The organism is Mycobacterium sp. (assembly GCF_965229105.1).
In the GTDB taxonomy this organism is placed as follows: Bacteria; Actinomycetota; Actinomycetes; order Mycobacteriales; family Mycobacteriaceae; genus Mycobacterium.
In genome coordinates this window covers 3,569,265-3,594,572 of record NZ_OZ245858.1, presented here as the reverse complement: position 1 = coordinate 3,594,572, position 25,308 = coordinate 3,569,265, and the positions used below count along the sequence as shown (strand labels likewise).

At 64.8% G+C, this 25,308-nt stretch carries 24 protein-coding genes and 1 tRNA gene; 10 read left to right on the top strand and 15 right to left on the bottom strand.

Annotated elements, in window-relative coordinates; translation table 11 throughout:
• Positions 1 to 4 precede the first annotated feature (4 nt).
• The 4 genes from ADBZ9O_RS16805 to ADBZ9O_RS16790 all read right to left on the bottom strand — a co-directional run bounded on the left by ADBZ9O_RS16805 (position 5) and on the right by ADBZ9O_RS16790 (position 2,729).
• Positions 5 to 1,072 carry a sodium:calcium antiporter gene (locus tag ADBZ9O_RS16805; protein WP_526523750.1) on the bottom strand — a complete coding sequence of 356 codons (1,068 nt, stop codon included), beginning with the start codon at positions 1,070 to 1,072 and terminating at the stop codon, positions 5 to 7.
• 9 nt (positions 1,073 to 1,081) lie between these two features.
• Positions 1,082 to 1,417, bottom strand: coding sequence for a hypothetical protein (locus ADBZ9O_RS16800; RefSeq protein WP_526523749.1), 336 nt, complete (start codon positions 1,415 to 1,417; stop codon positions 1,082 to 1,084).
• Between the two features lie 92 nt (positions 1,418 to 1,509).
• Positions 1,510 to 2,187, bottom strand: a complete 678-nt coding sequence (locus tag ADBZ9O_RS16795; protein ID WP_526523747.1) for a haloacid dehalogenase type II — start codon at positions 2,185 to 2,187, stop codon at positions 1,510 to 1,512.
• A gap of 50 nt (positions 2,188 to 2,237) precedes the next feature.
• The gene (locus ADBZ9O_RS16790) at positions 2,238 to 2,729 is read right to left on the bottom strand and encodes a MarR family winged helix-turn-helix transcriptional regulator (protein WP_526523745.1); all 492 of its coding nucleotides are present in this window, start codon (positions 2,727 to 2,729) and stop codon (positions 2,238 to 2,240) included.
• Between the two features lie 63 nt (positions 2,730 to 2,792).
• Here ADBZ9O_RS16790 and ADBZ9O_RS16785 point away from each other — a divergent pair, with 63 nt between their 5' ends.
• The 5 genes from ADBZ9O_RS16785 (at position 2,793) to ADBZ9O_RS16765 (ending at position 7,926) form a co-directional block, all read left to right on the top strand.
• Entirely contained in the window at positions 2,793 to 4,583 is a 1,791-nt protein-coding gene (locus tag ADBZ9O_RS16785; protein WP_526523743.1) for a chloride channel protein, read from the top strand.
• 2 nt (positions 4,584 to 4,585) lie between these two features.
• Positions 4,586 to 5,560 (top strand): cytochrome c oxidase assembly protein, encoded by a 975-nt coding sequence (locus ADBZ9O_RS16780; protein ID WP_526533228.1) that lies wholly within the window; start codon positions 4,586 to 4,588, stop codon positions 5,558 to 5,560.
• 3 nt (positions 5,561 to 5,563) lie between these two features.
• The gene (locus ADBZ9O_RS16775; RefSeq protein ID WP_526523741.1) at positions 5,564 to 6,043 is read left to right on the top strand and encodes a nitroreductase family deazaflavin-dependent oxidoreductase; all 480 of its coding nucleotides are present in this window, start codon (positions 5,564 to 5,566) and stop codon (positions 6,041 to 6,043) included.
• 76 nt (positions 6,044 to 6,119) lie between these two features.
• A complete protein-coding gene (locus ADBZ9O_RS16770) occupies positions 6,120 to 7,466 on the top strand; it encodes a DUF2254 family protein (RefSeq protein ID WP_526523739.1) in 1,347 nt (448 codons plus the stop codon).
• Positions 7,467 to 7,494: 28 nt separating this feature from the next.
• Entirely contained in the window at positions 7,495 to 7,926 is a 432-nt protein-coding gene (locus ADBZ9O_RS16765; protein ID WP_526523737.1) for a hypothetical protein, read from the top strand.
• A 187-nt stretch (positions 7,927 to 8,113) separates the two neighbouring features.
• Here ADBZ9O_RS16765 and ADBZ9O_RS16760 read toward each other — a convergent pair whose 3' ends face one another.
• Positions 8,114 to 9,637 carry an MFS transporter gene (locus ADBZ9O_RS16760; RefSeq protein WP_526523735.1) on the bottom strand — a complete coding sequence of 508 codons (1,524 nt, stop codon included), beginning with the start codon at positions 9,635 to 9,637 and terminating at the stop codon, positions 8,114 to 8,116.
• 124 nt (positions 9,638 to 9,761) lie between these two features.
• Here ADBZ9O_RS16760 and ADBZ9O_RS16755 point away from each other — a divergent pair, with 124 nt between their 5' ends.
• Positions 9,762 to 11,249 (top strand): FAD-binding oxidoreductase, encoded by a 1,488-nt coding sequence (locus ADBZ9O_RS16755; RefSeq protein ID WP_526523733.1) that lies wholly within the window; start codon positions 9,762 to 9,764, stop codon positions 11,247 to 11,249.
• An 82-nt stretch (positions 11,250 to 11,331) separates the two neighbouring features.
• Here the strand turns inward: ADBZ9O_RS16755 and ADBZ9O_RS16750 are convergent.
• Positions 11,332 to 11,405 (bottom strand) — tRNA-Pro (locus ADBZ9O_RS16750).
• A 173-nt stretch (positions 11,406 to 11,578) separates the two neighbouring features.
• Between ADBZ9O_RS16750 and ADBZ9O_RS16745 the strand changes: the two genes are divergently transcribed.
• Positions 11,579 to 13,072 (top strand): cryptochrome/photolyase family protein, encoded by a 1,494-nt coding sequence (locus ADBZ9O_RS16745; protein WP_526523731.1) that lies wholly within the window; start codon positions 11,579 to 11,581, stop codon positions 13,070 to 13,072.
• Positions 13,073 to 13,087: 15 nt separating this feature from the next.
• On the opposite strand, the gene ADBZ9O_RS16740 is transcribed toward ADBZ9O_RS16745, so the two are convergent.
• From ADBZ9O_RS16740 to ADBZ9O_RS16700, 9 genes are all read right to left on the bottom strand, one after another.
• Positions 13,088 to 14,395, bottom strand: a complete 1,308-nt coding sequence (locus ADBZ9O_RS16740; protein WP_526523729.1) for an NtaA/DmoA family FMN-dependent monooxygenase — start codon at positions 14,393 to 14,395, stop codon at positions 13,088 to 13,090.
• 242 nt (positions 14,396 to 14,637) lie between these two features.
• Positions 14,638 to 15,570, bottom strand: a complete 933-nt coding sequence (locus tag ADBZ9O_RS16735; RefSeq protein WP_526523728.1) for a sulfite exporter TauE/SafE family protein — start codon at positions 15,568 to 15,570, stop codon at positions 14,638 to 14,640.
• 213 nt (positions 15,571 to 15,783) lie between these two features.
• On the bottom strand, positions 15,784 to 16,551 hold the full coding sequence (locus ADBZ9O_RS16730) for a sulfite exporter TauE/SafE family protein (protein WP_526533226.1): 768 nt from the start codon (positions 16,549 to 16,551) through the stop codon (positions 15,784 to 15,786).
• 48 nt (positions 16,552 to 16,599) lie between these two features.
• Positions 16,600 to 18,006, bottom strand: a complete 1,407-nt coding sequence (gene der, locus ADBZ9O_RS16725; RefSeq protein WP_526523726.1) for a ribosome biogenesis GTPase Der — start codon at positions 18,004 to 18,006, stop codon at positions 16,600 to 16,602.
• Positions 18,003 to 18,728, bottom strand: coding sequence for a (d)CMP kinase (gene cmk, locus ADBZ9O_RS16720; protein ID WP_526523724.1), 726 nt, complete (start codon positions 18,726 to 18,728; stop codon positions 18,003 to 18,005). Before cmk ends, der begins: the two co-directional genes overlap by 4 nt.
• A 5-nt stretch (positions 18,729 to 18,733) precedes the next feature.
• Entirely contained in the window at positions 18,734 to 19,483 is a 750-nt protein-coding gene (locus tag ADBZ9O_RS16715; RefSeq protein WP_526523722.1) for a pseudouridine synthase, read from the bottom strand.
• 1 nt (position 19,484) lies between these two features.
• Positions 19,485 to 20,189 (bottom strand): SMC-Scp complex subunit ScpB, encoded by a 705-nt coding sequence (gene scpB / locus ADBZ9O_RS16710; RefSeq protein WP_526523720.1) that lies wholly within the window; start codon positions 20,187 to 20,189, stop codon positions 19,485 to 19,487.
• Entirely contained in the window at positions 20,186 to 20,995 is an 810-nt protein-coding gene (locus ADBZ9O_RS16705) for a segregation/condensation protein A (RefSeq protein WP_526523718.1), read from the bottom strand. The genes scpB and ADBZ9O_RS16705 overlap by 4 nt, the downstream gene beginning before the upstream one ends.
• Positions 20,992 to 21,855 carry a ParA family protein gene (locus tag ADBZ9O_RS16700; RefSeq protein ID WP_526523716.1) on the bottom strand — a complete coding sequence of 288 codons (864 nt, stop codon included), beginning with the start codon at positions 21,853 to 21,855 and terminating at the stop codon, positions 20,992 to 20,994. The genes ADBZ9O_RS16705 and ADBZ9O_RS16700 overlap by 4 nt, the downstream gene beginning before the upstream one ends.
• Before the next feature lie 207 nt (positions 21,856 to 22,062).
• On the opposite strand from ADBZ9O_RS16700, the gene ADBZ9O_RS16695 reads away from it, so the two are divergent.
• From ADBZ9O_RS16695 to ADBZ9O_RS16685, 3 genes are all read left to right on the top strand, one after another.
• Complete coding sequence (locus ADBZ9O_RS16695) at positions 22,063 to 22,518, top strand: MarR family winged helix-turn-helix transcriptional regulator (protein ID WP_526533224.1); 456 nt, start codon at positions 22,063 to 22,065, stop codon at positions 22,516 to 22,518.
• 444 nt (positions 22,519 to 22,962) lie between these two features.
• Positions 22,963 to 24,660, top strand: a complete 1,698-nt coding sequence (locus tag ADBZ9O_RS16690; protein WP_526523714.1) for a thiamine pyrophosphate-binding protein — start codon at positions 22,963 to 22,965, stop codon at positions 24,658 to 24,660.
• Positions 24,641 to 25,306, top strand: a complete 666-nt coding sequence (locus ADBZ9O_RS16685) for an SRPBCC family protein (protein ID WP_526523712.1) — start codon at positions 24,641 to 24,643, stop codon at positions 25,304 to 25,306. The genes ADBZ9O_RS16690 and ADBZ9O_RS16685 overlap by 20 nt, the downstream gene beginning before the upstream one ends.
• The last annotated feature ends 2 nt before the right edge of the window (positions 25,307 to 25,308 follow it).

The window sequence follows — 25,308 nt, the reverse complement described above, 5'->3', positions numbered from 1 at the left end:
CGCACTAACCGTTGACGATGACGAACAGTCCGACGACGCCCAGGACATACAGGATCAGCACCGCGAGCGAGTCGGCGCCGAGCCTCAGTATTCGGCGTCGCGGTCGAAACAGCAGACCTGCGGCGTAGACGAGAGTCAACACCATCGCAACGGCCGTCAGGTAGATATCGGTTCCTTCGGCATCCGGCAGTACGGCGTGCCCCGTGAGCAGCGTGGCCAGCACGAAAAGCACCGGTAGGAAAGCATTTCCGCCGAAGATATCGGAGACGGCGAGTTGGTAGTCGCCGTGGCGCACCGAGGTCAGACCGGTCGACAGTTCCGGAAGTGAGGTGGCGGCGGCAAGCACGGTCGCCCCGAACAGCACACCGGACAAACCGATGTGGTCGGCGATCACGTCACCGCTGCGTTCCAGTAATACTCCGGCGACCAGGGTCACCACCGCAGCCACACCGAACATCCCCACCGAAGCCCGCGTACTGGTTCCGCGATCGCTGGCCTGTTGCTCGGCGTGCTGTGTGCTGTGCCCGCGTGGCCGACTCTGGCCATCAGGTGGCTGACCGGATTCATGCCACGGCAAGGACGTCCTTGCCCGCCGAAGCAGCAGCAGCCCGGTCACCCACACGATGGGGATCAGGACCGTTGCCGGAGTCAGTCGGAGCGCTATTGCCGATTTCGGCATCTGAGTTCCTGCGATCACGATCGCCAAGATCGCGACGACCAACGTCGCTTCCAGGACGAGCACCAATGATGCCGCCCGGTACGTGAGTGGCTTGCGTCCCCGCACACCGAATGCGTCAAGCGCCACCAGCACGACGGTCTGAATTGCTATGCCGCCCAGAATGTTACCCACGGCGACCTCGACCTTGCCTGACAGCGAGGCGCTGGTCACGATGGCGATCTCGGGCAGGTTGGTCGCTATCGCGAGCAGGATCAGGCCGCCGAGCGCAGACCCCAGATTCAGCCGCGTCGACAGCACGTCGGTCTGTCTCGACAACTCAATGCCCGCGCCCCAGATCGCCGCCGCCGCGATCAGGAAGATCATTCCAAGCGTCCACGTCGGCCAGCTACTCACGGTGACAGCTCACTGCACGAGCCGTTGGACTTCGGCCCAATAGCGATCCTGATCGGATGGGGATACTGGTGGCGCGAAGGAGACGACGATGGTCGCCACTTGGTCGAGACCGCGCTCTTTGGCGTAACTCTCCGCCTTACCTGTACTGGTGAACGATTTGACTCGAAGGGTATCGGTGACGATGGATTGGGAGCACCCTGCGACTGGGCACTCTTGCGCCGTCGTATCCATCGGATTGGGAGCCTCGAAGCCCAGTTTGGCGAGCTGGTCGACGATGCCGCGTGCACTCGGCACCAACAACTCTCCGCCGCGGGTCGCGCCGGCCGATCCGGACGAGTCACCCATTGCCACCGTCCCAGAAGCAGCAGGGGGCTCACCCGAGCAACCGGCCAGAGCCAAACCAGTGGCCACGCACAACCAACCGAACCGTCTCACCATCAGCGCGCGTTTCCCTTGCCCGCGATCAGAGCATCGGCCACTTTCTCCAGATCAGCTCCGATCACGGCCGGCTGGGCGCCCAACGGACTCGGTACCGCGCCTGCGCGACCAACGAATGCGGCTTGTGCGCCTGCGGCCATCGCACCAGAAACATCCCAGGAGTGCGCCGCGACCAGGCACAACTCTCCGATATCCACACCGCATTGGTCGGCGACCATGAGATAAGGCGCCGCAAAAGGCTTGAGCGCACGCACCTCATCGGCGGAATAGACCCCCTCGAACAGCTCGGCAATACCGGCGTTCGAAAACTGATCCTGCACTACGTCGAGCACCGAATTGGTCAAGGCAGCAACTCGAAAACCGTTGTCGCGCAGACGCATCAAGGCAGGAACGACATCGGGGTGGGGCGCCAAGTGCCGCATTGCGTTGACCACCGTCTCCGCTGCAGCGGTGGAGATGCTGCGACCCGCCCGTTCGGCGGTCATCTGCAGGGCAGCCCGCTGGGCGGTGCTGAAGTCCACATACTGGCCGGTCAGACCGCCAACGAAAGACAGCTGCAACATCGTGCCAAACCACTGCGGGCGCAGCGCTGCGTCGCCGAGCACGTCGGCGAACAGCGGATCAAGCCCACCGAGATCGAGCAGCGTTTCGTTGACGTCGAACACGATCACCCGCATCGGCGATCACCACCTGTTCCGTCGTGCGTCTCGTCCATGAATTGCGTTGTTCACGCGAGGAATCCACCAATCTCCAACGCCACGGAAGGTTCGCCACCGGCGGCGGTGAACGTGGACAGTGCCCGCACCAAGCCTTGGCGCTCGCGAGGCGGCATGTTGTGGACCACCTCGGCAATTCGGCGGCGACGATGTCCGGTCACCGCAGCCACGACGTCTAGCCCATGCGACGTCAGTTCGACGACCAGTTCCCGCCGAGAATCCGGATGGGGCTGGCGATCGATCAAGCCGGCGGCAACCAGGCGGTCGGCCATCCTGCCGGTGGTGGAGGGGGCGACGTCGAGCAATCCGGCGAGGGTCGCCAGGTTGACTGGGCCGCGGGTCGACAAGATCACCAGCGTACGGAACTGCGGGATTGTCAGTGTCTCATCGACATTGGCAATCGACTGCGCCGAGATTGCGACCAACAGCCGGGATGCGGTCAACAGCGCGTCGGTGATGGCATCCACCGAGTCGTCGGCGAATGGATCGTTCTGGCCGGGCATGGCGTCCTCTCCGCAACAGTTGGTCCCAAGTACCAAAGCTCACTGCAACTATTGCATACTGCAATGATGACGGGACGATCCAGCGCTATCGCACCGCGCCGCATCTGGGTGCCTCAACGGGTGGCGTGGGGACGTTGGCTCCGGGAAAGCCCGTCGGCTTTGGTGCCTCTGGCTGTTGCAGTCGGTGCGGTCACCGGGCTGGGAGCGGTCGGCTTCCGATGGCTCATCACGGCGTTCACCCGCATGTTCACCGGCTACGACGACTACTCCGGTCTCGGACGGGTGGCCAGCACCCACTGGCCCTGGTTGGGCTTCTGGTTCCTCTTGCTGGCACCGGTGGTGGCGGGCGCGATCTACGGGCCACTGGTGCATCGGTTCGCGCCGGAGGCCCGCGGCCACGGCGTGCCCGAAGTGATGTACGCGGTCAGCCATCGAGGCGGCCGGATCGCCCCGCAGGTAAGCCTGGTCAAAGCCCTGGCGTCGGCGCTGTGTATCGGCGGCGGCGGCTCGGTTGGCCGCGAGGGGCCCATCGTGCAGATCGGGTCGGCTGCCGGTTCAACGGTCGCTCAGTTGCTGCGCCTGGATACCCCACGAATGCGGTTGCTGGTCGCCTGCGGCGCAGCGGCCGGGATCTCGGCCACGTTCAACGCGCCACTGGCGGGGCCGTTCTTTGCCATGGAGCTGATCCTGCGGAGTTTCACGGCGGAGTCCTTCGGCGCAGTGGTGCTGGCCAGCGTCACCGCCGACGTCGTCGGGCGGACCATGCTCGGCGACCACCCGTTCTTGACCCTGCCCGCATTCGCCGTCCGAAGCCCCGCTGAATACCTGCTCTATATCGCACTCGGAGTCGCTGTCGGCGTCGTCGGAGTGGCCTTCTCGAAAGTCCTCTATCTGGTAGAGGATGCCTGCGACTGGGTGTGGCGAGGCCCGGAATGGGCCCGGCCAGCGGTCGGCGGTGTCCTGCTCGGCGGCCTGCTCATCGGCTTACCCCAGATGTACGGTGTCGGATATCCAGTCCTGGAGAACGCGGTCGAGGGCAAATACGTGATCGGGATGCTGCTGGTCCTGATGGTCGGCAAGATGCTGGCGACCAGCCTGACCATCGGCATCGGCGGCTCGGGCGGAGTGTTCGCCCCAACGTTGTTCATCGGTGCCATGGCCGGAACCGCATTCGGCTTGGTCGCTCACGGGCTGTTCCCCGGTGTGACCGAATCGGCCGGTGCCTACGGACTGATAGGCATGGGCGCCGCGCTCGGCGGGGCCACCGGTGCGCCCATCACCGCAGTGATCATCCTCTTCGAACTCACCGGTGAATACTCGATCATCCTCCCGTTGATGGCCGCGGTCGTGATGGCCGCCGGGACAGGACATCTGTTGTCCAAGAACACGATCTACACCGCCAAGCTGTGGCGACGCGGTGTCGACCTCGATGCGCCACCGTCGGAACACCGGGATTTCACCGCCGCTGATATCGCCCTGCCCGCCCCCGAACCGCTGGCCGAACACGCTACGCTCGATGACGCCGCCGCGGCGCTGGCGACCTCACCGTTCGGCATGCTGCCGGTGACCGGCACCGACGGACGCTATATCGGCTGCGTGTCAGCCCAGGATGTCGCAGAAGCGCTCGAGGATTGTGACCCGCCACCCGGGGTGAAGACGCTCGTCGGGCTACCCACCGCTGTCGCCGCAGATGCCGCGGCCGACGAGATACTGGCCAAACTCAGCGGTCGTGGAGGCACCGGACTCCCGGTGCTCAACCCGGATCACACCGAACTGACCGGATGGATCACCTACGAGTCGGTGCTGGCTACGCTTCGCCCTGCCACTCCTGTTGCGCCCAAGCAGGATCCGTGACCATGGACGCGCCGACCACCGGCGCCGACCTGCTGACCGCCTGGACGCCCTCCCCCGTCGCCGACCTGCTCATCGCGCTGGCGTTGATCTGTTACGTGGCGCTGCTCATCCGGCTCCGTCGGACCGGCCGGCCATGGCCACCGGCACGCACGGTGTCCATGCTGGCCGCGGCCGGAATTTTGGTGCTCGTCGTCAACAGCCCGCTGGCGATGTACAGCCATCACCTGTTCTGGGTGCATATGATCGTGCACTTGCTGCTGATCACCGTGGTGCCCGCGTTGCTGGTCTGGGCACAGCCAATTCGCTTGCTGCACAACGCCGGTGGGGCCACAGTTCGCTGCCGTGTCGACATTTTTCGGGGCGGCCGACCGTTTCATTGGCTGATCACACCGCGCCTGACAGTCCCCCTGTATGCCGCGGTGCTCGTCCTGACGCACCTGACCGGGTTCCAACAGGCGATGAGCCAGCACATGTGGATTCACAACAGCGAACTGGTCCTCTATCTGGTCACCGGTTATCTACTGCTGCTCCCGCTGGTAGGCGACGAATTGACCACCGATCCACCGCTGGCGCCCTTCCTGTCCTTCGTCGTCGTGGCGCTCTGCATGGGCCCCGACACGCTGGTCGGGGTGGTGTTGATGATGAGCGGATCGGTGATCGCGCCTGCTTACGCCGCGTCTCGGGATTGGGGACCGTCCGCGCTGGCCGATCAGTCTGTGGCCGGGGCAATCATGTGGTTCGCCGGCGACGGCTTGATGATGGTTCTGATGGTGATCATCGGGGGTCGCTGGATCGCCGGCCGGAACGGTGTGGGCAACAGCCTGGGTCCGTGGCTGGACCGCATCCGCCGCCAAACAACGCTGGGGGTCGATGCCGACTCGTCGATCGACCTCGACGACGACGAAGCAGCGCTCACCGCGTACAACGTCCGACTGGCCGCACTGTACGGCCGAAATACCAACGGCCCCAGGGACTGAACCATGGCCGAAGCGGATTGGCTATCGGTAGTCGTGGGCAGACTGCTGCGGGTCCGTTGGGTGGTCCGCGCACCGATCTGGCTGTACGGCAAGGGTTTGGGCTTTTTGTTGGGCAATCGCTTGCTGCTGCTGGAACACCGCGGACGACGTAGCGGGGAGCTCCGGTACGTGGTCCTGGAGGTGGTTGACCGGCCCTCCGTCGACACCTATGTCATCGTGTCGGGGTTCGGGGAGAAATCCCAGTGGTGTCGTAACGTCCTCGCGGACCCGCGGGTGCGGGTCACCGTCGGGTGGCGCCGCACGTCGCCCGCCGTCGCCGAGTTGCTTTCCGACGACGCGGCGCAGACGGTGCTCGATCGCTACGCCGAACGACATCCCCGGGCCTGGAAACACCTGCTACGTGCACTGGAAGAGACATCGAACACCACGCAGCTCCGGTTGCCCATGTTCACGGTACGGGTAGTGCCACGATGCGCAGATTGAACTACACCCGCGCCGGGTATGCGCAGCCGATGTTGGCATCCGGGGTGGTCCGAGCTGATGTCCGGGTATCGAGCAGATGAGTCCGGTCTTCGTTTCCGCACGGGACACGGTGCGTACCCAGCTGTGGCCGCTGCCGGTGCTGGGCATCGTGATTGCGGTGGGCGCGGGGGTCGCGTTTCCGCACGTGGACGCTCTCGTGGACGCGGGACTGCCGACATGGCTGACATCGCTCCTGTTCGGCGGGGACGCGGGCGCCGCGCGGACCTTGCTCGATGCCATCGCCAGCTCGTTGATCACGGTGACATCGCTGACATTCTCATTGACCGTCGTCACATTGCAGTTGGCGAGCAGCCAGTTCTCGCCACGCCTGCTGCGCACGTTCACCAGCGACATCTTCGTCCAGTCGACCCTGGCCATCTTTCTGTCGACGTTCACCTACTCGCTGACCGTCCTGCGCGCCGTTCGCAGCGGCGAGGAGGGCGGAGCATTCGTCCCGAGGATATCGGTCACCGTAGCCTTCGTACTCGGCATCGTCAGCGTCCTGGGCCTGGTGCTGTTTCTGGCCCATCTAGCCCGACAGATCCGCGTCGAGACAATGCTGCGCGATGTTCATGATGACGCCAGCGCGACGGTGCGCAGCGCGACGAACCCCCTGAAGGATGCCCCACCACAACCGACGCTGCCGGCGCCGCCTGAGCATCCGCTGAACATCACCGCTCCCTCATCGGGCTTCTTGACCAGCATTGACGAAGCCCAATTGCTCTCTGCGGCAACAGAGACCGACAGTTACCTGATCATCGATTGTCATCCGGGCAGTTCGATCGTCGAAGGAGTCCCGATCGGAGCCGCCTGGTCAGAATCCGGGGACTTGACGGAGGATGTCATCGAACGACTGCAAAGCGCAGCGTGCAAGGCGATCAAGGTCGGTTACGAACGCACCGCCGCCCAGGACGTGGGCTATGGGCTGCGGCAGCTCACCGACGTCGCAAACAAGGCGCTGTCACCGGGGATCAACGACCCGACGACGGCAGTCCATGCACTAGGACATATTTCGGCGATCCTCTGCCAACTTGCCAGCCGCGATCTGCGGTTTGTTGTGCTGCGCGACGATGAGGAGAACGTCCGCGTTGTCCTGCGGCGGCCGAGCTTCGCGGAGGTGGTGGACATCGCCATTACTCAGCCACGCCGCTACGGATCGTCAGACCCGCAGGTGATGCAACGGTTGTTCCGGCTTTTAGAGGAACTCGCCTGGCACGTCGTCGACACAACGCCGGTATCCGAACAATTGGAGCGACTGCGAAAAACGGTGGCAGGCTCAGACTTCGATGCCACCGAAATCAGTCAGCTGGACTCCGCGGCGAAGCGCGTCGAAAGCGCCATCATGCAGCGCAGCCGACGTTTCGCAACGGCGCTTCCGGGGTAGGTGGGCAAATCTTAGGAGCTGGGTTCACATGCTTATATTTGCCGGATTGCTTGTGCTTATTGTCGCCATGGTCGTAGGTGCCGCAGGGGTGGTGAGCAATGCGGGCTCGGAGCACCTCCTGACCGACGATTTTGCCGTGTTCAACTATCACGTGACCGGGTCTACGGGAACCGTTCTTCTCTACGGAATCCTCATTGGCACAATAGGAATGGCTGGCCTGAGCCTCGTTCTCGCGGGCGCCACCCGCGCTGCAGCTCGCGGACGAGCAGCGCGAATTGAACTCAAACGCACGCAGCAGGGGGCCGACCTGGTCAACCGCGACCGCGACCGACTTTTAGAGCGCCGGCTGGAAAATGACGAAGCGCCGACCGCTCCGGTGCGGGAATCGGCTTTCGGTCGATGGCGGCGCCGTCGGCGTTCGAAGAGCCAAGCGCCGGTTGAAGTGCCGCCAACCGGCTGAGATGGTCGGCATCATCGTCAGGTTCCTATACCCCCGCGGCACTGGCTTTCGAGATCGCCTCGACCAACTTGGTGATCGAACTCGGTGCTCATTCTTCGAATCACGCTACGCCAGAACCTCATTCAACGGGCATTCGATCAGGCCGACAAGGGGCCGGCGGGTTCGATGGAAGGCCGTGCCTGCGGAGTCAAGATGCTGAACATGATGGGTGGACGCGTCCGCGGCGAAACAGCATCAGCACGATGATGATCGCTGCCACCGGAATGACTGTCATGATCGCATTGAGTGCACCCGCCGCGTCGAGCATGCTCGAGGTCGCCTCCGAGATCACCCACGTAGTGCGCTCTGGATCAAACACGACACCGCCAGGCGCGCCGGTGGTGGCGGCTAGTAAATCGCCGGCCTGACGGGCGCTGATGCCCGTACCGGCCAGCTTGGGGTCCGCGTCGCGGATGAAGAAGAGGATGCCGAACATGGAGAAAAGCGCCGAACCCAGGCCGTAGAAGGTTCCGCCCACCGAGGCCTTGACCGCCGAGACCACACCGCCGAGATTGGTTGGGGCGCTGGACATCATGACGGTCGCCTGCGGCGTCTGCACGATCGCGCCGCCAACGGTGGTCAAGGCAATCACAGCACCGACGGCGATGATCGGAGTGTCGATCCCGAACCAGACCCGCACCACCAGACTCACCGCCAACACCGACAGACCCGCGACGATCACGGCGCAGTTGCCAAAGCGGGCCGCCGCCCGGCCGGCACCGAGGGCCGCCAGCGCGGACAACAGCGTGGCCGGGATGAGAAGCAACGCGAAGGCCCACGTCGATAGGCCGCGGATGACGACAAGATAGAAGGTGACCATGATCATGGATCCGCCTTGCACCAGATTGTTGGCGGCGCCGACGGTCACCACGGCGTTGAAGCGGGGCGACCGGAAGATTCGCAAATCCAGGGCCGGATCCTCGCAGCGCAACTCCCACCACACGAATGCCGCCCCGGCGAGGACCCCTGTCAGGATCGGTGCCATGGCGGCGAGGCTCACTCCGCCCTGCAGCATCGAGATGCCGTAGGTGACCCCGATCAGCGCGGTGGCCACCAGCAGCAGGCCGGGGACATCGGTCTTGCGGTGCGTGCTTTGCGTCTCCGGGACATACCGCAGCGTGATCGCCACGACCAGGATCGCCAGCACGGGGGTGACGAGAAGCCCGCTGCGCCAACCGAAACGCTCGGCCAGCATTCCACCGACCGTTGCCGGTAGCACGCCGAAGGCGTAGACCGCCGCGAGATACTGCGCGATCGCGCTCGCCCGGCGGCCAGGAGGAAAGACTGCGTTCATGATGGCCAGCGACAGACCACTCAGGAACGCGAACGCCACCCCGATGCAGGCTCTGGCGATCATCAGGACAACGACGTTGGGGGCGGCCGCCCCGATGAACCCGAATACGACGGCGCCAGCAGCACCGGCGATGAACATCCGCCTCATCCCGTACTTATCGCCCAAGACGCCGGCACCCAGCACCGAGGCGGCCAACGTCAGGGTCGCCAGGGACGAGACGAAAATGGTCGTGCCGGGCGAGAATTGCAAACCATTGCGGACAAGGGAGATATTGCCCGCGAGGATTCTCAGATCGCCAACGGCGACGGCACTGCCAAGGCTCATGGCCACCGTGGTCATGATGGCCGCCAATCCGGTGACCTGCTCGTCCTGGCGCACCAGGCGATGCTAGACCCGCTCCCCCCGCGGCCGGGCCACTGACAGGAAAGCCTCTGAGGCCTGTGCCCATGCCAGTGCATCGGAAGCCACAGCACGGTATCTCAGACGATGGTTCACTGTCGGCATGCCAACGCTGACCCGGCGCGGGTTGCTTGCCGCGGCGGGCCTGGCCACCGCGGGCCTAGCCGTCTCCTGCACGGCGACGCCGACCGCCACCCGCTCCTCAGCGACGGCCTTGGTCGATCTCAAACGGCAACTGCGCGGCTCGGTGGTGCTGCCCGACGAACCTGACTTCGACATGTTGGCCACCCCACGAAACCTGCGCTTCGCGGCAACCATGCCCGAAGCGGTGGTGTTGTGCGCCGATCCCGACGATGTCGCCGCGACCGTGAGTTGGGCGAGAAAAACTGGCACCCCATTCGCCATTCGGGGCGGCGGCCACAACTACGCCGACGCCTCGAGCTCGCGCGGCGTCATCATCAGCACGCGCCGCATGAACTCCGCGACCATTGACGGGACCCGGCTGCGCGTCGAGTCTGGTGTACTCAACGCCGACCTGGCGAAGCTGCTGCCCCAGGGTGGCACAGGCAAGCTGCTGCTGCCCGGTGGCAATTGCCCGGCGGTGGGCGTGGCGGGCTTGACCCTTGGCGGCGGTATCGGACCCAACGCCCCGTGGGCCGGGCTGACCACCGACCGCCTGCGCAGCGTCACGATGGTCACCGCCGACGGCAGTGTGGTCACCGCGAGTGCCACCGAGAATCCGGACCTGTTCTGGGGGTTGCGCGGCGGCGCAGGCGGCAATTTCGGCGTGGTCACAAATCTTGAGTTCGACCTCGTCGAGGTTCCCGTCACCCGCGCGACGACCGGCACCTTGATGTTCGAAGGCGAGGATGCCGTTCTCGCGTCCGGCTTGGCGTTCCAACAGGTACGCGCGCAAGCTGAACGGGCCGCCGCCGGGACCTGGGGCGCCCGCCCCGGCTCTGCGAAGCTGCGTGTGCAAATACTGGCGAGCGAGTCCGAGGCCCGTGACCTTCTCGCCCCTCTCCTTGCCATTCCCGGGGTGCAGGCCGAGATCACCGAGCGTCCGTGGTGGGACTGCTACCGGTGGTACGTCGTGAATCCTTCTCCGGCGTACTCGTTCTGGGACCGCTCGCTCTACGCCGACGATTATCTGTCTGACGATGCACTGGGCGCGGCGCTGGAGGTACTGCGTCGCCTACCGAATGATGGTGACTCTGAACGCGAAGGCTCGGTGGGACTGTTCGGCTGGGTCGGCGGCGCAGTGAGCGACCTCGCCGGGGATGCCACCGCATATGTCCATCGACGGGCCCGCATGCTGATCGAAATGTCCTGCGGGTGGCGTACCCCGCCGCACCCTGCTGAGCCGTTCTCCCCCGTGCCTTCCGATATGCGCGATTGGATGGAGGAATTGTGGGCGGTGCTGCTGCCGCACACCACTGGCCGCTCATACCAGAACTTTCCAGATCCAGGCCTTTCGGACTGGGCACACCGGTACTACGGCGAAAATCTGGGGCGGCTCAAGGACATCAAGTCGAAGTGGGACCCGGGGGGCGTGTTCACTCACGCCCAGTGCATACCGCCGCCGCGTTGATCGTGGTTACGGCAGCCCGCCCGGTATCCGCAGGACGGAAAAAGGCACCTTCCGGATCTCCGGAAAGTGCCTCTGACCTGCGTCGGGCTGACAGGATTTGAACCTGCGACCACCTGACCCCCAGTCAGGTACGCTACCAAGCTGCGCCACAGCCCGCGACGCTGCTGGGATCGCCAGCAGCGGTCGAAAGCCTACATCAGCGCCCCGCCCAGATCCCAACCCGCCGCTCCGGGACGTGTTCGATCGGGAGTCGTCATCAATTGATGACGAGTTCAGAACGAGAACTCCCAGCCGCCTGGCCATGCGCGGCCGGTGGGTAACACTGAACGGTGACCAAGGCGCCCGACGACACCCCGCTGTGGCTTTTCGCCGATCAACTCGGCCCCGCGGCCCACAGCGGCGAGCACGCCCATCGTGAGGTGCTCCTGGTTGAGGCCACCTCGGCACTGACCCGACGTCGCTATCATCGCCAAAAACTCCACCTCGTTCTCTCGGCGCTGCGACACGCCAACGACGATCTCGGTGACCGCGCCACTCTGCTGTCCACCGACACCTACACCGACGCACTTGAGCGCTTCGGCCGGCCGGTCCTGGTGCATCAGCCGACCTCGTTCGCCGCGGAAGACTTCGTGCACCGCATGCAGAAGAAGGGACTCGTCGCCGACGTCCTGCCGACTCCGACGTTCGCGCTGCCCCGCGCCGAGTTCACCGAGTGGGCCGGGGAGCGCACCCGCTTCCGGATGGAGGACTTCTACCGCGAGCAACGCCGCCGCTTCGGCATCCTGATGGACGGATCGGAGCCGGTCGGTGGCCGATGGAACTACGACGCCGAGAACCGCGATTCGCCACCGAAGAAGCAGGCGACCCTCGGAATCGCCGAGCCGTACCACCCCTCCGAGGACGATATCGACGCGCAGGTCCGCGCCGACCTCGACCGAATGGACATCGACACCGTCGGTAACGACGGACCACGGTTATTCGCCGTCACCCCCGCCGAGGCGAATCGGGCGCTGGACCGCTTCCTTGAACAGCGGCTACCGCTGTTCGGACAATACGAGGACGCCATCATGGGCCACGACTGGGCGATGGCCCACTCGCTGCTGTCGGTGCCGCTGAACCTCGGCGTGCTGCATCCGCTCGACGCGGTGCACGCCGCAGAACAGGCCTACCGCGATAACGCCGCACCGCTGGCCGCCGTCGAAGGCTTCATCCGCCAGATCCTGGGCTGGCGCGAATACATGTGGCATCTTTACTGGCACTTCGGCCGCGACTACGCCAAGAACAACACGCTCACTGCTGTTGTGCCGCTTCCCGATTGGTGGAAGAACCTGGACTCGGACACGGTCACTGCGGAATGCCTGCGTCACGCACTGGCAGGGGTCCGCGACCGCGGCTGGAACCACCACATCCAACGCCTCATGGTGCTCGGCAACTTCGCCCTGCAGCGCGGCTACCAGCCTGCCGAACTCACCGAATGGTTTGCCACCGCGTACGTGGACGGTTTCCGCTGGGTGATGCCGACCAACGTCATCGGGATGAGTCAGCATGCCGATGGCGGAAAGCTCGCCACCAAGCCGTACGCATCAGGTGGCGCCTACATCAACAAGATGAGCGACCACTGCGGCGACTGCGCGTATGACCCGAAGAAACGCCTCGGCGACGATGCGTGTCCGTTCACGGCCGGTTATTGGGCCTTCGTGCACCGACACCAGGATCTGCTGGCCAAGAACAACCGCACGCAACGGGCCGTGTCGTCGATGCACCGACTCAAGGATCTCGACGCGGTCCTGGAGCAGGAAGCCGCCCGTGACCTCGGCAAATGACCAGTGAAGCAGGGCTCAGAACGCCCGCAGGTTGTCCCGCAACAGGGTATGTGAGTAGCTCGTGCGGGTCAGGCCCCTCGCCTGCAGCGCCGGCACCAGCCCGTCGCAGATCTCGATGATCCTGTGTCGCGTCAGCGAGCCGCCATCCCCTGGGATCAGGAAACCGTCGCCGCCGACCTCTTCCATCGCCGCCGCCATGATGTCGGCGACCTGGTCCGGCGTACCGATGGCCTCGAAGGAGGTGGCGCCGCCTCCCGATTGGGCCTCCATGCACTGGCGCAGCGTCTTGCCGGTTCCCCACTGGGCGAACCCAGCAAGTGATCCCTGTTCGCCCCGCGTGACGAAGTAAGGGACCGGCTGGTCAAGGTCCATCGTGGTGAAGTCCGCGTAGAAGTTCGAGCTCAACGCCTTGAGACGGGCCGGGATCTCGTCGTCGCCCATCGGCTTGATCTTGGCTCGTGCCTCCGCCTCGGTCTCGCCGAGGATCGGGGAGAACAGGAACATCACCTTCACGTCATCAGGATCGCGCCCAGCGGCGGTGGCCTGCTTGCGGATGTCCGCTCGGTACTCCCTCATCCCCTCGACTCCGGTCGCCCAGGCGATGATCGCGTCAGCATGCTTGGCGGCGAAGGCCCGCCCCGCGGGGGACCCTCCGGCTTGCAGGTAGACGGGGCGCCCCTGCGGCGAGCGGACGCACGTCAGGGGACCCCGCGACTTGAAGTGCTTGCCGACGAAGTCGACATCATGGACCTTACTGGGATCGATGTAGATCCCCTTCTCGCGATCGCGCACGATCGCGCCCGGTTCCCAGCTGTCGCACAAGGCGTTCACCAGCTCCACGAACTCGTCGGCGATCTCATAGCGCAAATCATGTTCCGGCATCTCATCGAGACCGTAGTTCTGGGCCGCTTCGTCCTTGGCGCTGGTGACCACGTTCCAGCCGAAACGCCCGCTCGTGAGCGAGTCCATAGTGGACGCCAGGCGCGCCAACGCATACGGGTGGTAGAACGTCGTGGACATCGTCGCGACGATGCCCAGTTGGCGGGTCAGCGCGCCGACCTTCGCGGCCAGCGGCACCGGATCCTGTTTCGGACAGGAGTCTCCGTTCTCCAGCGCGCGAGCCGTGGTGCCTTCCAGGCCGCGCGGGATCCCGACGGTGTCTTCGAGCATCAGGAAGTCGAAGCAGGCCCGCTCGAGCGCCTGGGCCAACTCGACGTAGAAGTCCCCTGTGAAAGGAACCCCCTCCGACAGCGTGTACGGAGTCTTCCACTCATTGGCCTGGAAAGTCTGGAACCATCCGAGGTGGAACGGTTTTGCTGGCATCTGTCCTCATTTAACGAGGGTGAACTGTCAGCGAAATCCAATCGCGGCTTCGTGTCCATCATGTTTCCCCCGCGTCTCGCTCCAATTAGGCCGGATGGATCGCGGGTCACTTAAAACACTTCGGCTGCGACTACGCCAACAACAACACACTCAATGCTGTTGCCCCACCGCCAGATTGGTGCACCGACTCCAGGATCTCGACGCGGTCCTGGAGCAGGACGCCGCCCGCGACCAGTTCTGAGCTACACCGTCACACGGGGAACCGCGGCGTCACCAACCGACTGCTCGGCGACGATGTCCGCGGGGACCTCTACCGGCTTCTTTGAGGTCCGCCACGCGTAGTAGACCAGCGCCGCCCACGCCACGACCACCACCGCGTAAAAGCCGGTCGACCAGGGTGCGTCGATGCCGAAGTATTTGACCAGTTTCTGTCCGTTGGTCAGCACGATCACCCCACCGACCGCGGTCCCGAGCAGGGCCGGGCTCACCCTGCTGACCAACCACGCCGCGAACGGGGCCGCGATGACACCACCAACGGCCAGGCCGAGCACGATCGGCAGGTTGTTGAGGAACTGCTCGCGCAGCCCGATCAGGAAGCCCAACGACGCCGAGACCGACACCAGGAACTCCGAGGCGCTCACCGACCCAATCACCGTCCGCGGCGCCGTCTTTCCGCGTGACAACAACGTGCTCGTGGTCACCGGCCCCCAACCGCCGCCACCGGACGCGTCGATGAAACCGCCGAACAGACCCAGTGGGGCAAGGAACTTCGCGCTGTGATTGGAACTCAACGAGCTGAAGACGGGCGGCTTGCGCAGCGAAAAGCGCAGCAGCACATAGACTCCGATGGCCAGCAGGATTCCCGCCATCACGGGCGCGGCGCTTTCGGTCGACAGCGCGGACAATAACGTCGCACCCAGGAAAGCCCCTACCGCGCCGGGTATGCCCAGCTTCGCGACCATCGGCCAGTCGATGTTCTTGAACCGCCAGTGCGAGACTCCGGACGCCAGGGTGGTGCCCACCTCAGCCAGGTGTACCGCCGCGCTGGCCTGGGCCGCTCCGACGCCGCTGAGCACCAGCAGCGTCGACGCCGTCACGCCGAAGGCCATGCCAAGGGCGCCGTCAACCAGTTGGGCACCGATGCCGACGAGCGTGAAGATGAGAAGCGAACGCATGGGTTCGACTGCTTTCGATCATGGCGATCACCGCAGGGTGACCGGTAGGAATGGCGGGCGCGTAATCAGATGCGCGCGCGACACCACTCGTCGAAAGCCATGAACCGGCGAGACGGCCAGAAAAACTCCAAAGCGGACAGGAAAGACGGCGCTGTGCTGACAGAACGCTCAGCCACCATCACTCCCTCAGTCGTCGCAGAAACTCTCCAAAGCTTACACAGCCAACAACCGGTACAAACCAATTAATCCCACGACCACGATCGCGATCCGCAGCACGCCTGGCGATAGTCGCCGACCATACCGCGACCCCAACCAACCCCCGATCAACGATCCGACGGCGATCAGCCCCGCCGCGGCCCAGCTGATCCGGTCGAACGCGACAAAGGTGTACGCCAACGCGGCGACCACGTTGACCACCAGCGACAGCAGGTTCTTGGCCGCATTCATCCGCTGCATCGACTCGGGCAGCATCGCGCCCATCATGCCGATCAACAGAATGCCTTGCGCGGCAGTGAAGTAGCCACCGTAAATGCCAACGGCGAACGTGCCGAACACCAAGGCGGCCATCCGGGCGGGCGTGACGTGTTCGGCGGAGCGGCCGGCGTCCTCGGCCCGCTTGCGCGCCCAGGCCTGAATCCGTGGGCCGATCAGCACCAGGATCAAGGCCAGGACCAGCAGCACCGGCACTACCTGGGTGAACACCTTCTCCGGCAGGTGCAGCAGCAGCCAGGCCCCGACACCGGCGCCGACCAATGAGGCCGGGATCTGCCAGCGCAACCGATGCCACTGGCCGCGTAGCTCCTGGCGGTAGCCCCAAGTGCCGGAGACCCCGCCGGCCACCAGACCGACCGCATTGGACATCGTCGAGACCACCGGCGGATAGCCGAGCGCGACCAGCGTCGGGAAGGTGATCAGCGTGCCGGACCCGACAACTGCATTGATCGCCCCGGCACCGACACCGGCCAGCGCGATCAGAATCATGTGCGCAACAGACACCCGGGGCACCCTACCCGCGCCGAAAACGCAGGCTTATCGGCGTTGCGTGCTGCGCTTCTCCCGGACCCGGACGTTGATGCGGATCGGGCTTCCTTCGAAGCCGAACGTCTCACGCAGCCGACGCTCGATGAACCGTCGGTAACCGGCCTCCAGGAAGCCGGTGGTGAACAGTACGAAGGTCGGCGGCCGATTGGTGGCCTGGGTGGCGAACAGGATGCGTGGCTGCTTGCCGCCACGCACCGGCGGCGGCGTCGCGGCGACGACCTCCTTGAGGAACGTATTGAGCTGACCCGTCGAGATCCGCTTGTCCCAGGATTCCAGCGCACCTTCCAGCGCGGGCACCAACTTCTGCACCGCCCGTCCGGTCTTGGCCGAGATGTTCACCCGCGACGCCCACTGGATCTGCGCCAGTTCCCGGTCGATCTCGCGTTCCAACTCGTGGCGGCGGTCCTCTTCGACCAGGTCCCACTTGTTGAAGACCAGCACCAGGGCCCGACCGGCTTCGATCACCATCGACAGCACCCGCTGGTCCTGTTCGGTCAGCGGGACCGACGCGTCGATCAGCACGAGCACCACTTCGGCAGCGTCGATCGCACCATGGGTGCGCACCGAGGCGTAGAACTCATGCCCGCTGGCCTGACCGACCTTGCGGCGCAACCCGGCCGTATCGACGAAACGCCAGATCTTGCCGTCCAATTCGATCATCGAGTCGACGGGATCGACGGTGGTGCCCGCCACATCGTGCACGACGGAACGCTCTTCGTCGGCGAGTCGGTTCAGCAGTGAGCTCTTGCCGACATTCGGTTTACCGACCAGCGCGACGCGCCGGGGGCCACCTGAACCGCCGCCAGTCACCTCGGAGAGCGTCGGTAGATCCGCGATCACCCGGTCCAGCAGATCGGCGACGCCGCGGCCGTGGATGGCGCTGATCGGGTAAGGCTCCCCCAGCCCGAGCGACCACAGGGCGGCCGCATCGGACTCACCCTTTTCACCGTCAACCTTGTTGGCGGCCAAGAACACTGGCTTACCGGAGCGTTGCAGTACCTTGGCGGCAGCCTCATCGGCGGCCGTCGCACCGACAACCGAGTCGACCACCAGGATGATCGCGTCGGCCGTGCGCATCGCCACCGACGCCTGCTCGGCAACCAGACCCTGCAGACCCTTGGCGTCGGGTTCCCAGCCACCGGTGTCCTGCACCATGAACCGGCGTCCGGTCCACAGCGCGTCATAGGACACCCGGTCCCGGGTCACCCCGGGGAGATCCTGCACGACCGCCTCACGGCGGCCGAGGATCCGGTTCACCAGAGTCGACTTACCCACATTGGGTCGGCCAACGACGGCGACCACGGGGGGTGGACCGCCAACTTCCTCTGCATCATCGCTGGAGTCGGGATCGCCTACCTCCCACTCGCTTTCGTCTTCCCAGGTGCCGTCGCTCATCGCACGGCCCCGGTCTGTTGCCGGACCAGGTCCAGCAGGTGGTCAATCACTTCTGCCTCGGTCATCTCGCTGGTGTCGACCACCAGCGCATCGTCGGCCGCCCGCAGCGGGGATACCGCACGGGTGGAATCCAGGTGATCACGCCGGCGTACGTCGGCGAGCACCCCCTGAAAGTCGTCGGGCAACCCCGCCGCCACATTTTGGTCATTCCGCCGTCGCGCACGGGTCTCCGCTGAGGCGGTCAGGAAGATTTTCACATCGGCGTCTGGGAGGACCACGGTGCCGATATCTCGACCTTCGACCACCACATGGCCTCCCCCGGAAGCCAATTCGCGCTGCAGTTGCACGAGCCGGGTGCGGACGGCGGGCACCGCAGATACCGCAGACACCGCCTTGGTCACCGCATCACCACGGATTTCGGCCGAAACATCTTCGCCGGCAAGGTAAGCGCGGTCCTGGTCGGGATCATGTCCCACCGATACCTGCGCATCCACCGCGGCTATCGCCGCGGCGTCATCCAGATTGATCCCGGCGCGCAAAACCGCCAGCGTCTCGATCCGGTACATCGCACCGGTATCGAGATATCGCGCCTCCATCACCCGGGCCAGTCCGCGCGATACCGAGGACTTTCCGGTACCTGCCGGACCGTCAATGGCTACCACCGTGCCCCGGCCGGAAGTGCTCGCGTCACTCCCGTCAGTCGCTACGCTCCATCCGCTCATTCCGCTCACATGCCCACCGCCTTGTACAAATCCCCGATCTCCTTACGCGTCAACCCACGCAAGCTGTACGGCCGTTGCTCTCCCAGCGATACTTCGCCGATATCGGTGCGCACCAAGGCTTCCACCGGAAAACCCACCTGGGCGAACAGTCGGCGCACGATCCGGTTGCGGCCCTCGTGCAGCGTCACCCGCACCAACGTCCGGCCCGGGATGGTGTCAATCACGGCGAAGTCGTCGACATGGACGATGCCGTCTTCCAATTCGATACCGGCCTTGAGGGTCTTGCCCAGCCCCCGTGGCACGTGTCCCAGCAGGGTGGCCTGATAGGTCTTGGGCACCTCGTAGGACGGGTGCATCAACCGGTGTGCCAACTCACCGTCGTTGGTCAACAGGATCAGGCCCTCGGTGTCGACGTCGAGGCGCCCGACGTGAAACAGCTTCTTGTTACCGCGAACTCGATGCTCGACCAGGTCACCGATACACGGGCGGCCCTTCTCATCCGACATCGTCGAGTACATGCCGAGCGGCTTGTTCAACGCCAGATACACCAGCGTGTCGTCAAGGCGCACCCGCGCGCCGTCGACGCGGATCTCCGATTTGTCCGGATCGACGCGCCGGCCCAGCTCGATGACGATCTGGCCGTCGACCTCCACCCGACCGTCGAGGATCATTTTTTCGGCGACGCGGCGCGACGCAATTCCGGCCTGCGACAAGATCTTCTGCAGCCGGACCCCTTCTGAGTTTGCGTCCGTCATATCAGTCCTGGTCTACATCGAAGGAGGGCTGGGCGGCCGGTGCGGCAGCGCCAGAGTTGAGCTTCATAAAACGCGGCTCCGAGTCCAAGGTTTCCGACAGATCGTCGATGGAGTCGACATCGGGCAGCAACGGTGCGATATCGGGCAGATCAGCCAACGACGTCAACCCGAGCCGCTCCAGGAACAGCTCGGTGGTGGCGAAGGTCGCCGCACCGGTATCGGAGTCGGTGCCCGCCTCGGTGAGCAGTCCGCGGGCCAACAGGGTGCGCATGACAGCGTCGACGTTGACGCCGCGAACCGCGCTGACCCGGGCGCGGGTTACCGGCTGCCGGTACGCGACCACCGCCAGCGTCTCCAGAGCCGCCCGCGTCAGCTTGGACCGGGACCCGTCGAGCAGCAGCCGCTCGACATACGGCGCGAACTGGGACCGGGTATACATCCGCCAGCCGCCGCCGGCCTCCCTGATGTCGATACCGCTGCCGCGAATGGTGAGCTCGTCGGCCATCAGCCGAAGTTGCGCGGTGATCCGCTCCACCGGCTGCTCGGTTGCCGTGGCGAGCGCGTCGGCGGTCACCGGGGTGTCCACCACCAGCAGCAACGCTTCGAGGACCCGGCCCAGTTCATCGGCGTCAAGCTCAGGTGGGGCCAGGTCGATCCCCAGGTCGAGACCTTCGTCCACATCGACGGTTGGGCCCTGCTCAGTCATGGTTGATCACGCTCTGCTTCCACCAGTTGTTCGTTGTCCGGACTGTCTCCGGTCCACGAAACCTGGAGCACACCAAGCGGCTCTGATTGGTCGAATGCTACCGCCCTGGTGCGGTAGAGCTCTAATAGCGCCAGGAAGCGGCCCACTATTTCGATCGGCACCGCACAGTCCGCGACCAGGTCGGTGAATGACGACCAGTGCCCGATACCGCGCTGTTCGAGGATCGCCAACAGGTGCTTGGCCTGCTCGGGCACCGACACCATCGACTTGTGCAGATGATCGGTGCCCACGGTCGGCACCGGCCGCGGGGTGAATGCCGCGGCCGCGATCTGGGCGAACTCATCGGCGCCGACGCCCAGCATCACCTCGGGCAGCAGCTCGGAGAATCGGTCCTCCAATGAGGCCGTGCGCGGGTAACTGCGCAGCGCGGCCGCCTCCAGCTCGGCGAACATCATCGCGACGTGCTTGAACGCCCGGTACTGCAACAGCCGAGCGAAGAGCAGGTCCCGCACTTCCAGCAAGGCCAGGTCTTCGTCGTCTTCCACGACACCCGCAGGAAGCAAACGCGCCGCTTTGAGATCAAGCAGGGTGGCGGCCACGACGAGGAAGGTCGTGGTTTCGTCGAGTTCGAGCTTGCGACCGATCACCTTGGTGTAGGCGATGAAATCATCGGTGACCTGGTGCAGTGCCACCTCGGTGACATCGAGGCGGTGGGCGAAGATCAGCTGGAGAAGCAGGTCGAACGGACCCTCGAAATTACTCAGCCGGACCTGAAAGCCGGTCTGCGGGGACTCCGGCTCGCTCACGTGCCGAAGCGGTCGATGACCTCACGGGCCAGCGAGCGGTATGCCTGGGCACCACCGGACTTAGGCGCCCAGGTGGTGATGGGTTCACCGGCGACGCTGGTCTCGGGGAATCGAACGGTGCGGGTGATGACGGTATCGAAGACCAGGTCGCCGAAACGCTCAAGGACACGGGCCATCACTTCGCGGGCATTGACCGTGCGGGTGTCGAACCGGGTGATCAGGATGCCGCTGATAGACAACCGCGGGTTGAGCCGATCGCGGACCTTGTCGACCGTATCGGTCAGCAAGGCCAGCCCGCGCAACGAGAAGTACTCGCATTCGGTCGGAATGATGACGCCGTCGGCGCAGGCCAACCCGTTGACTGTCAGCAGACCCAGCGACGGCTGGCAGTCAATCAGGACGTAGTCATAGCGGTCCAGCACCGGATACAGCGCGCGGTTGAGGGACTGCTCCCGGCCCACCTCGTTGACCAGCTGGATCTCGGCGGCAGAGAGATCGATATTGCTGGGCACCAGGTCCAGGTTGTTGACCCGGGTCTTCATCAGCACCTGCTCGATCGACACCCGCGGCTCGACCAGCAGATTGTGCACGGTGTGTTCCAGCTCGTAATGCGGGACACCCAGGCCGGCCGACAGTGCACCTTGCGGGTCGAGATCGACGAGCAGCACCCGGCGCCCGTACTCAGCCAGCGCCGCACCCAGGTTGATGGTCGACGTGGTCTTGCCGACGCCACCCTTCTGGTTGCACATCGCGATGACCTTCGCCGGGCCGTGACGCTCCAGCGGTTTGGGTTCGGGGATATGCCGCGGCGGACGGCCGGTGAGTCCGAGTTCCACGCCGTCCTCGGCGTCGTCAGCCACGATCGGGTTCCTCCCGTACGCGACACCCCACCATGGCGAACATTGCCAGGAGTTTAACGTGATGATCAGGCTAAAACTGCCAGACCCGCAGGCAACACGGCCGTCGACGGCCGGAGAGGTCATACCTGCGGACGGTCCGGCGCTACCATCCGACACGTGATCGAGTCGGATGCGCCGCGGCAGTCAGCGGATCGCGCCCAACTCGAGATGGCCATTTCCCGCGACGTCCGTGCGCTCAGCGCCGAATCGGACCGCATCAACCGAATGTTCGCGAGCCGGCACCAGCTGAGCAACAACGACCTGGACGCTTTACTGCACATCATCGTGGCAGATTCGGCGGGGCGGCCTCTGACATCGGGCGAGCTCAGCGATCGCCTGGGATTCACCGCGGCCGCAGCGACCTATCTCGTCGACCGAATGGTCGACTCGGGTCACATCCGACGGGAATCACACCCGACGGACCGCCGCAAGGTCATCCTGCGCTACTCCGAGCACGGCCAGGAGGTGGCCGGTGAGTTCTTCGGACCTCTCGGTAAGCGCCACCACGCCGCGATGGCCCACATCTCCGATGCGGACCTGGCGACGGCCCATCGGGTTTTCACCGCCCTGGCCGAGTCAATGAATTCATTTCACGCCGACATCACCTCCGCTACCAGCGAATAACCGCCCGTTCGCCAGCGCGGCCTCGTGTGCGCCTGGCATGTGACGTCTTTCTGACATAAACCGTTAGCCCAGGTCATTAACTTGCTTAATGGTTAAGCCGAAGCAATTATCGATTTATGGATCCGATCGGGTGGCCGACGCCATCGTGGACACCGTGGCGACGGGTGGTGAGCCTGACGCCCGCCCCCATCGCCGGGCCCACATAGCGTCGTGCCATCCGAACCACAGCACACACCCAGGGCGCGCTGTTAAAAAGATGGTGCGACGAAATATGGCTCCCAGCCTATGAATTCGTTAACCCAGCGTCTATAACGGTAACAATCGGCAACGCGGCCGAACGGGCGGCCACCGGCTGCAACCGACATCGACACCGTCCAGCCAGGAGAGATTGATGCCATCATCACCTGCTCATGCGTGCATATATCCTGCACACCAAGGGGATTCGTGAGAACACCTCGGGTTGTCGACGTGATCGTCAGGTACCTTGCGGAGTCGGGCGTCGGTCACCTGTTCGGCGTGGGTGGAGCCAACATCGAGGATCTGTACGACGCCGCGCACGCATGCCCCGACATCACCGCAGTCCTGGCCAAACACGAATTCTCCGCAGCGGCAATGGCCGATGGCTATAGCAGAGCTGGCGCCGGACTGGGTGTGGTCGCCGCGACGTCTGGCGGAGGAGCATTGAATCTGATTGCAGCACTGGGTGAATCATTCACCAGTCGGGTTCCAGTGCTGGCACTGGTCGGGCAACCCCCGAGCACAATGGACGGGGCGGGGAGCTTTCAGGACACCAGCGGACGCAACGGCTCACTCAACGCAGCAGACCTGTTCGACGCGGTGTCGGTATTCGTCCGACGCATCGACAAACCTGCCGACCTCGCGACGGCCCTACCCGAGGCGCTAGCCGCCGCGCGGACCGGTGGACCCGCGGTGCTGCTCCTGCCGAAGGACATCCAACAGGCTGATCTTGATGTGACGTTCGATACGAAGGACCCGATCGAGCTGGACGATACTTGCGATATCAACTATCTTGCCCGCATTCTCGGAACCGGCCCGATTACGATCATCGCCGGTGAACAGGTTGCCCGCGATGATGCCCGCGATGAACTAGAGCATCTGCGCTCGGCACTGGGTGCACAGATCGCCACCGTGCCCGATGCCAAAGACACCAGCCAGGATGGACCGTGGTCACTCGGAGTCACCGGAGTGATGGGTCATCCCGCAGTGGCGGAAGCGATCGCGAGCGGTGCGGTCTGCCTGCTGGTCGGGACGCGGCTGCCGGTCACCTCTGGCGCCGGACTCGAGACCGCCCTCGCCACGGTTCGCACCGTGTCGATTGGCTCCGCCGCGCCATATCTGCCATGCAGCCATGTAGACAGTGACGATCTCCGCGAGTCGCTGGCAGAGCTGGCCCGCCAGCTGTACCCACGCGACGCACCCGCCCCAAGGGCGTCCATCGCACCTGCCGAACTGACCCCACCCCCGCACTCGGGTCCCGGGATCCGCTACCGCCAGGCGATGCGAGCGCTCGACGGCGTCCTGCCCGCCGACGTCGACATCGTCGTCGACGCAGGTAACACCGGCGCGGCCGCGATCCACCACCTACCGGTTCGGCACGACGGCCGGTTCGTCGTCGCCCTGGGCATGGGCGGTATGGGCTACAGCTTCGGCGCGGGCATCGGTATCGCCTTCGGGCGGGGCCGACGCACCGTGGTGATCGCTGGCGACGGCGCGTTCTTCATGCACGGCATGGAGATCCACACCGCGCTGGAGTATCAGCTGCCGGTGACATTCGTCCTGTTCAACAACAACGCCCACGGCATGTGTGTGACGCGCGAGGGGCTGTTCTACGGCGGCGACTACAGCTACAACCGATTCTCTCCGAGCCGCCTCGGCGCCGGACTGGCTGCCATGTTCCCGGGCCTGCCGTCGGTCGATGTCGCCACGATCGACGAGTTGCCCGACGCGCTCGCCGCGTCCTTGAGCGTCAACGGGCCGTCAGTGGTCAGCGTGGAATGCTCTGCCGACGAGATCCCGCCGTTTGCCCCATTTCTCACTCCGATGTCCACCAAATCTGATGCGACCGAAGATATTTCACACTCACCCAGGGAGAACTTAATAGATGTCACTGTCCGCACTTGACGATATCGTCACCCACACCGGCACCTCCGATCCCATCGACGGGGTCATCCGCATCGAGACCAGCCCGCGGGAACAGGCCACCCCGGTCATCATGGAGATGATGCGGTCGGTCTACCCGCACGACCAGGTGTTCGGTCAGTACTGCACCGTCAACGACTACATCGACTGCCCACCCGACGAGCTCTTCGCATACCTGTCGGACACCCGCAGCCTCGAAGAATGGTCCTACAGCCTGCGCGGCTTCACCCCCACCGCCGAACCCGGCCTGTGGGTCGCCTTTGACCGACTCGGCTCCGAGACCGAGATCTACACCCGCACTGTCGCCAACGCCGCGGCCCGCACCGTCGACTACCACTGCGCGTGGGACCAGGGGAAACACCTCTGGATGATCTACCTGATGCGCGTCGTCGATGCGCAGACCGTGCTGAATAAACCCGGCTCGGTGGTGCTGTGGACCAACTGCCGTCACCCGTTCTATGACGACAATCCCTACCCGCAGACGGCCCCACCGGAGCGACCGGTGTGGGTAGGTGACTTCTGGGACATGTTCGGCCCAGGGCACTACCTGGAGCTACAGAACCTCAAGGCGATCGCCGAATACCGCCATCACCACGGTCTCCCGATCACCCCGGATTGGATGCGCTGACA

Coding starts and splice junctions, on each gene's coding strand:
- ADBZ9O_RS16765 (WP_526523737.1), top strand. CDS start 7,495: ATGCTTATATTTGCCGGATTGCTTGTGCTTATTGTCGCCATGGTCGTA.
- ADBZ9O_RS16730 (WP_526533226.1), bottom strand. CDS start 16,551: ATGATTCTGATCGCGCTGGCCGGTGTCGGTGCCGGGGCGATCAATGCA.
- ADBZ9O_RS16775 (WP_526523741.1), top strand. CDS start 5,564: ATGGCCGAAGCGGATTGGCTATCGGTAGTCGTGGGCAGACTGCTGCGG.
- ADBZ9O_RS16780 (WP_526533228.1), top strand. CDS start 4,586: ATGGACGCGCCGACCACCGGCGCCGACCTGCTGACCGCCTGGACGCCC.
- ADBZ9O_RS16695 (WP_526533224.1), top strand. CDS start 22,063: ATGGCCATTTCCCGCGACGTCCGTGCGCTCAGCGCCGAATCGGACCGC.
- ADBZ9O_RS16715 (WP_526523722.1), bottom strand. CDS start 19,483: ATGACGGACGCAAACTCAGAAGGGGTCCGGCTGCAGAAGATCTTGTCG.
- ADBZ9O_RS16800 (WP_526523749.1), bottom strand. CDS start 1,417: ATGGGTGACTCGTCCGGATCGGCCGGCGCGACCCGCGGCGGAGAGTTG.
- ADBZ9O_RS16770 (WP_526523739.1), top strand. CDS start 6,120: ATGAGTCCGGTCTTCGTTTCCGCACGGGACACGGTGCGTACCCAGCTG.
- ADBZ9O_RS16785 (WP_526523743.1), top strand. CDS start 2,793: ATGATGACGGGACGATCCAGCGCTATCGCACCGCGCCGCATCTGGGTG.
- der (WP_526523726.1), bottom strand. CDS start 18,006: ATGAGCGACGGCACCTGGGAAGACGAAAGCGAGTGGGAGGTAGGCGAT.
- ADBZ9O_RS16735 (WP_526523728.1), bottom strand. CDS start 15,570: ATGCGTTCGCTTCTCATCTTCACGCTCGTCGGCATCGGTGCCCAACTG.
- ADBZ9O_RS16755 (WP_526523733.1), top strand. CDS start 9,762: ATGCCAACGCTGACCCGGCGCGGGTTGCTTGCCGCGGCGGGCCTGGCC.
- ADBZ9O_RS16790 (WP_526523745.1), bottom strand. CDS start 2,729: ATGCCCGGCCAGAACGATCCATTCGCCGACGACTCGGTGGATGCCATC.
- ADBZ9O_RS16740 (WP_526523729.1), bottom strand. CDS start 14,395: ATGCCAGCAAAACCGTTCCACCTCGGATGGTTCCAGACTTTCCAGGCC.
- cmk (WP_526523724.1), bottom strand. CDS start 18,728: ATGAGCGGATGGAGCGTAGCGACTGACGGGAGTGACGCGAGCACTTCC.
- ADBZ9O_RS16685 (WP_526523712.1), top strand. CDS start 24,641: ATGTCACTGTCCGCACTTGACGATATCGTCACCCACACCGGCACCTCC.
- scpB (WP_526523720.1), bottom strand. CDS start 20,189: ATGACTGAGCAGGGCCCAACCGTCGATGTGGACGAAGGTCTCGACCTG.
- ADBZ9O_RS16795 (WP_526523747.1), bottom strand. CDS start 2,187: ATGCGGGTGATCGTGTTCGACGTCAACGAAACGCTGCTCGATCTCGGT.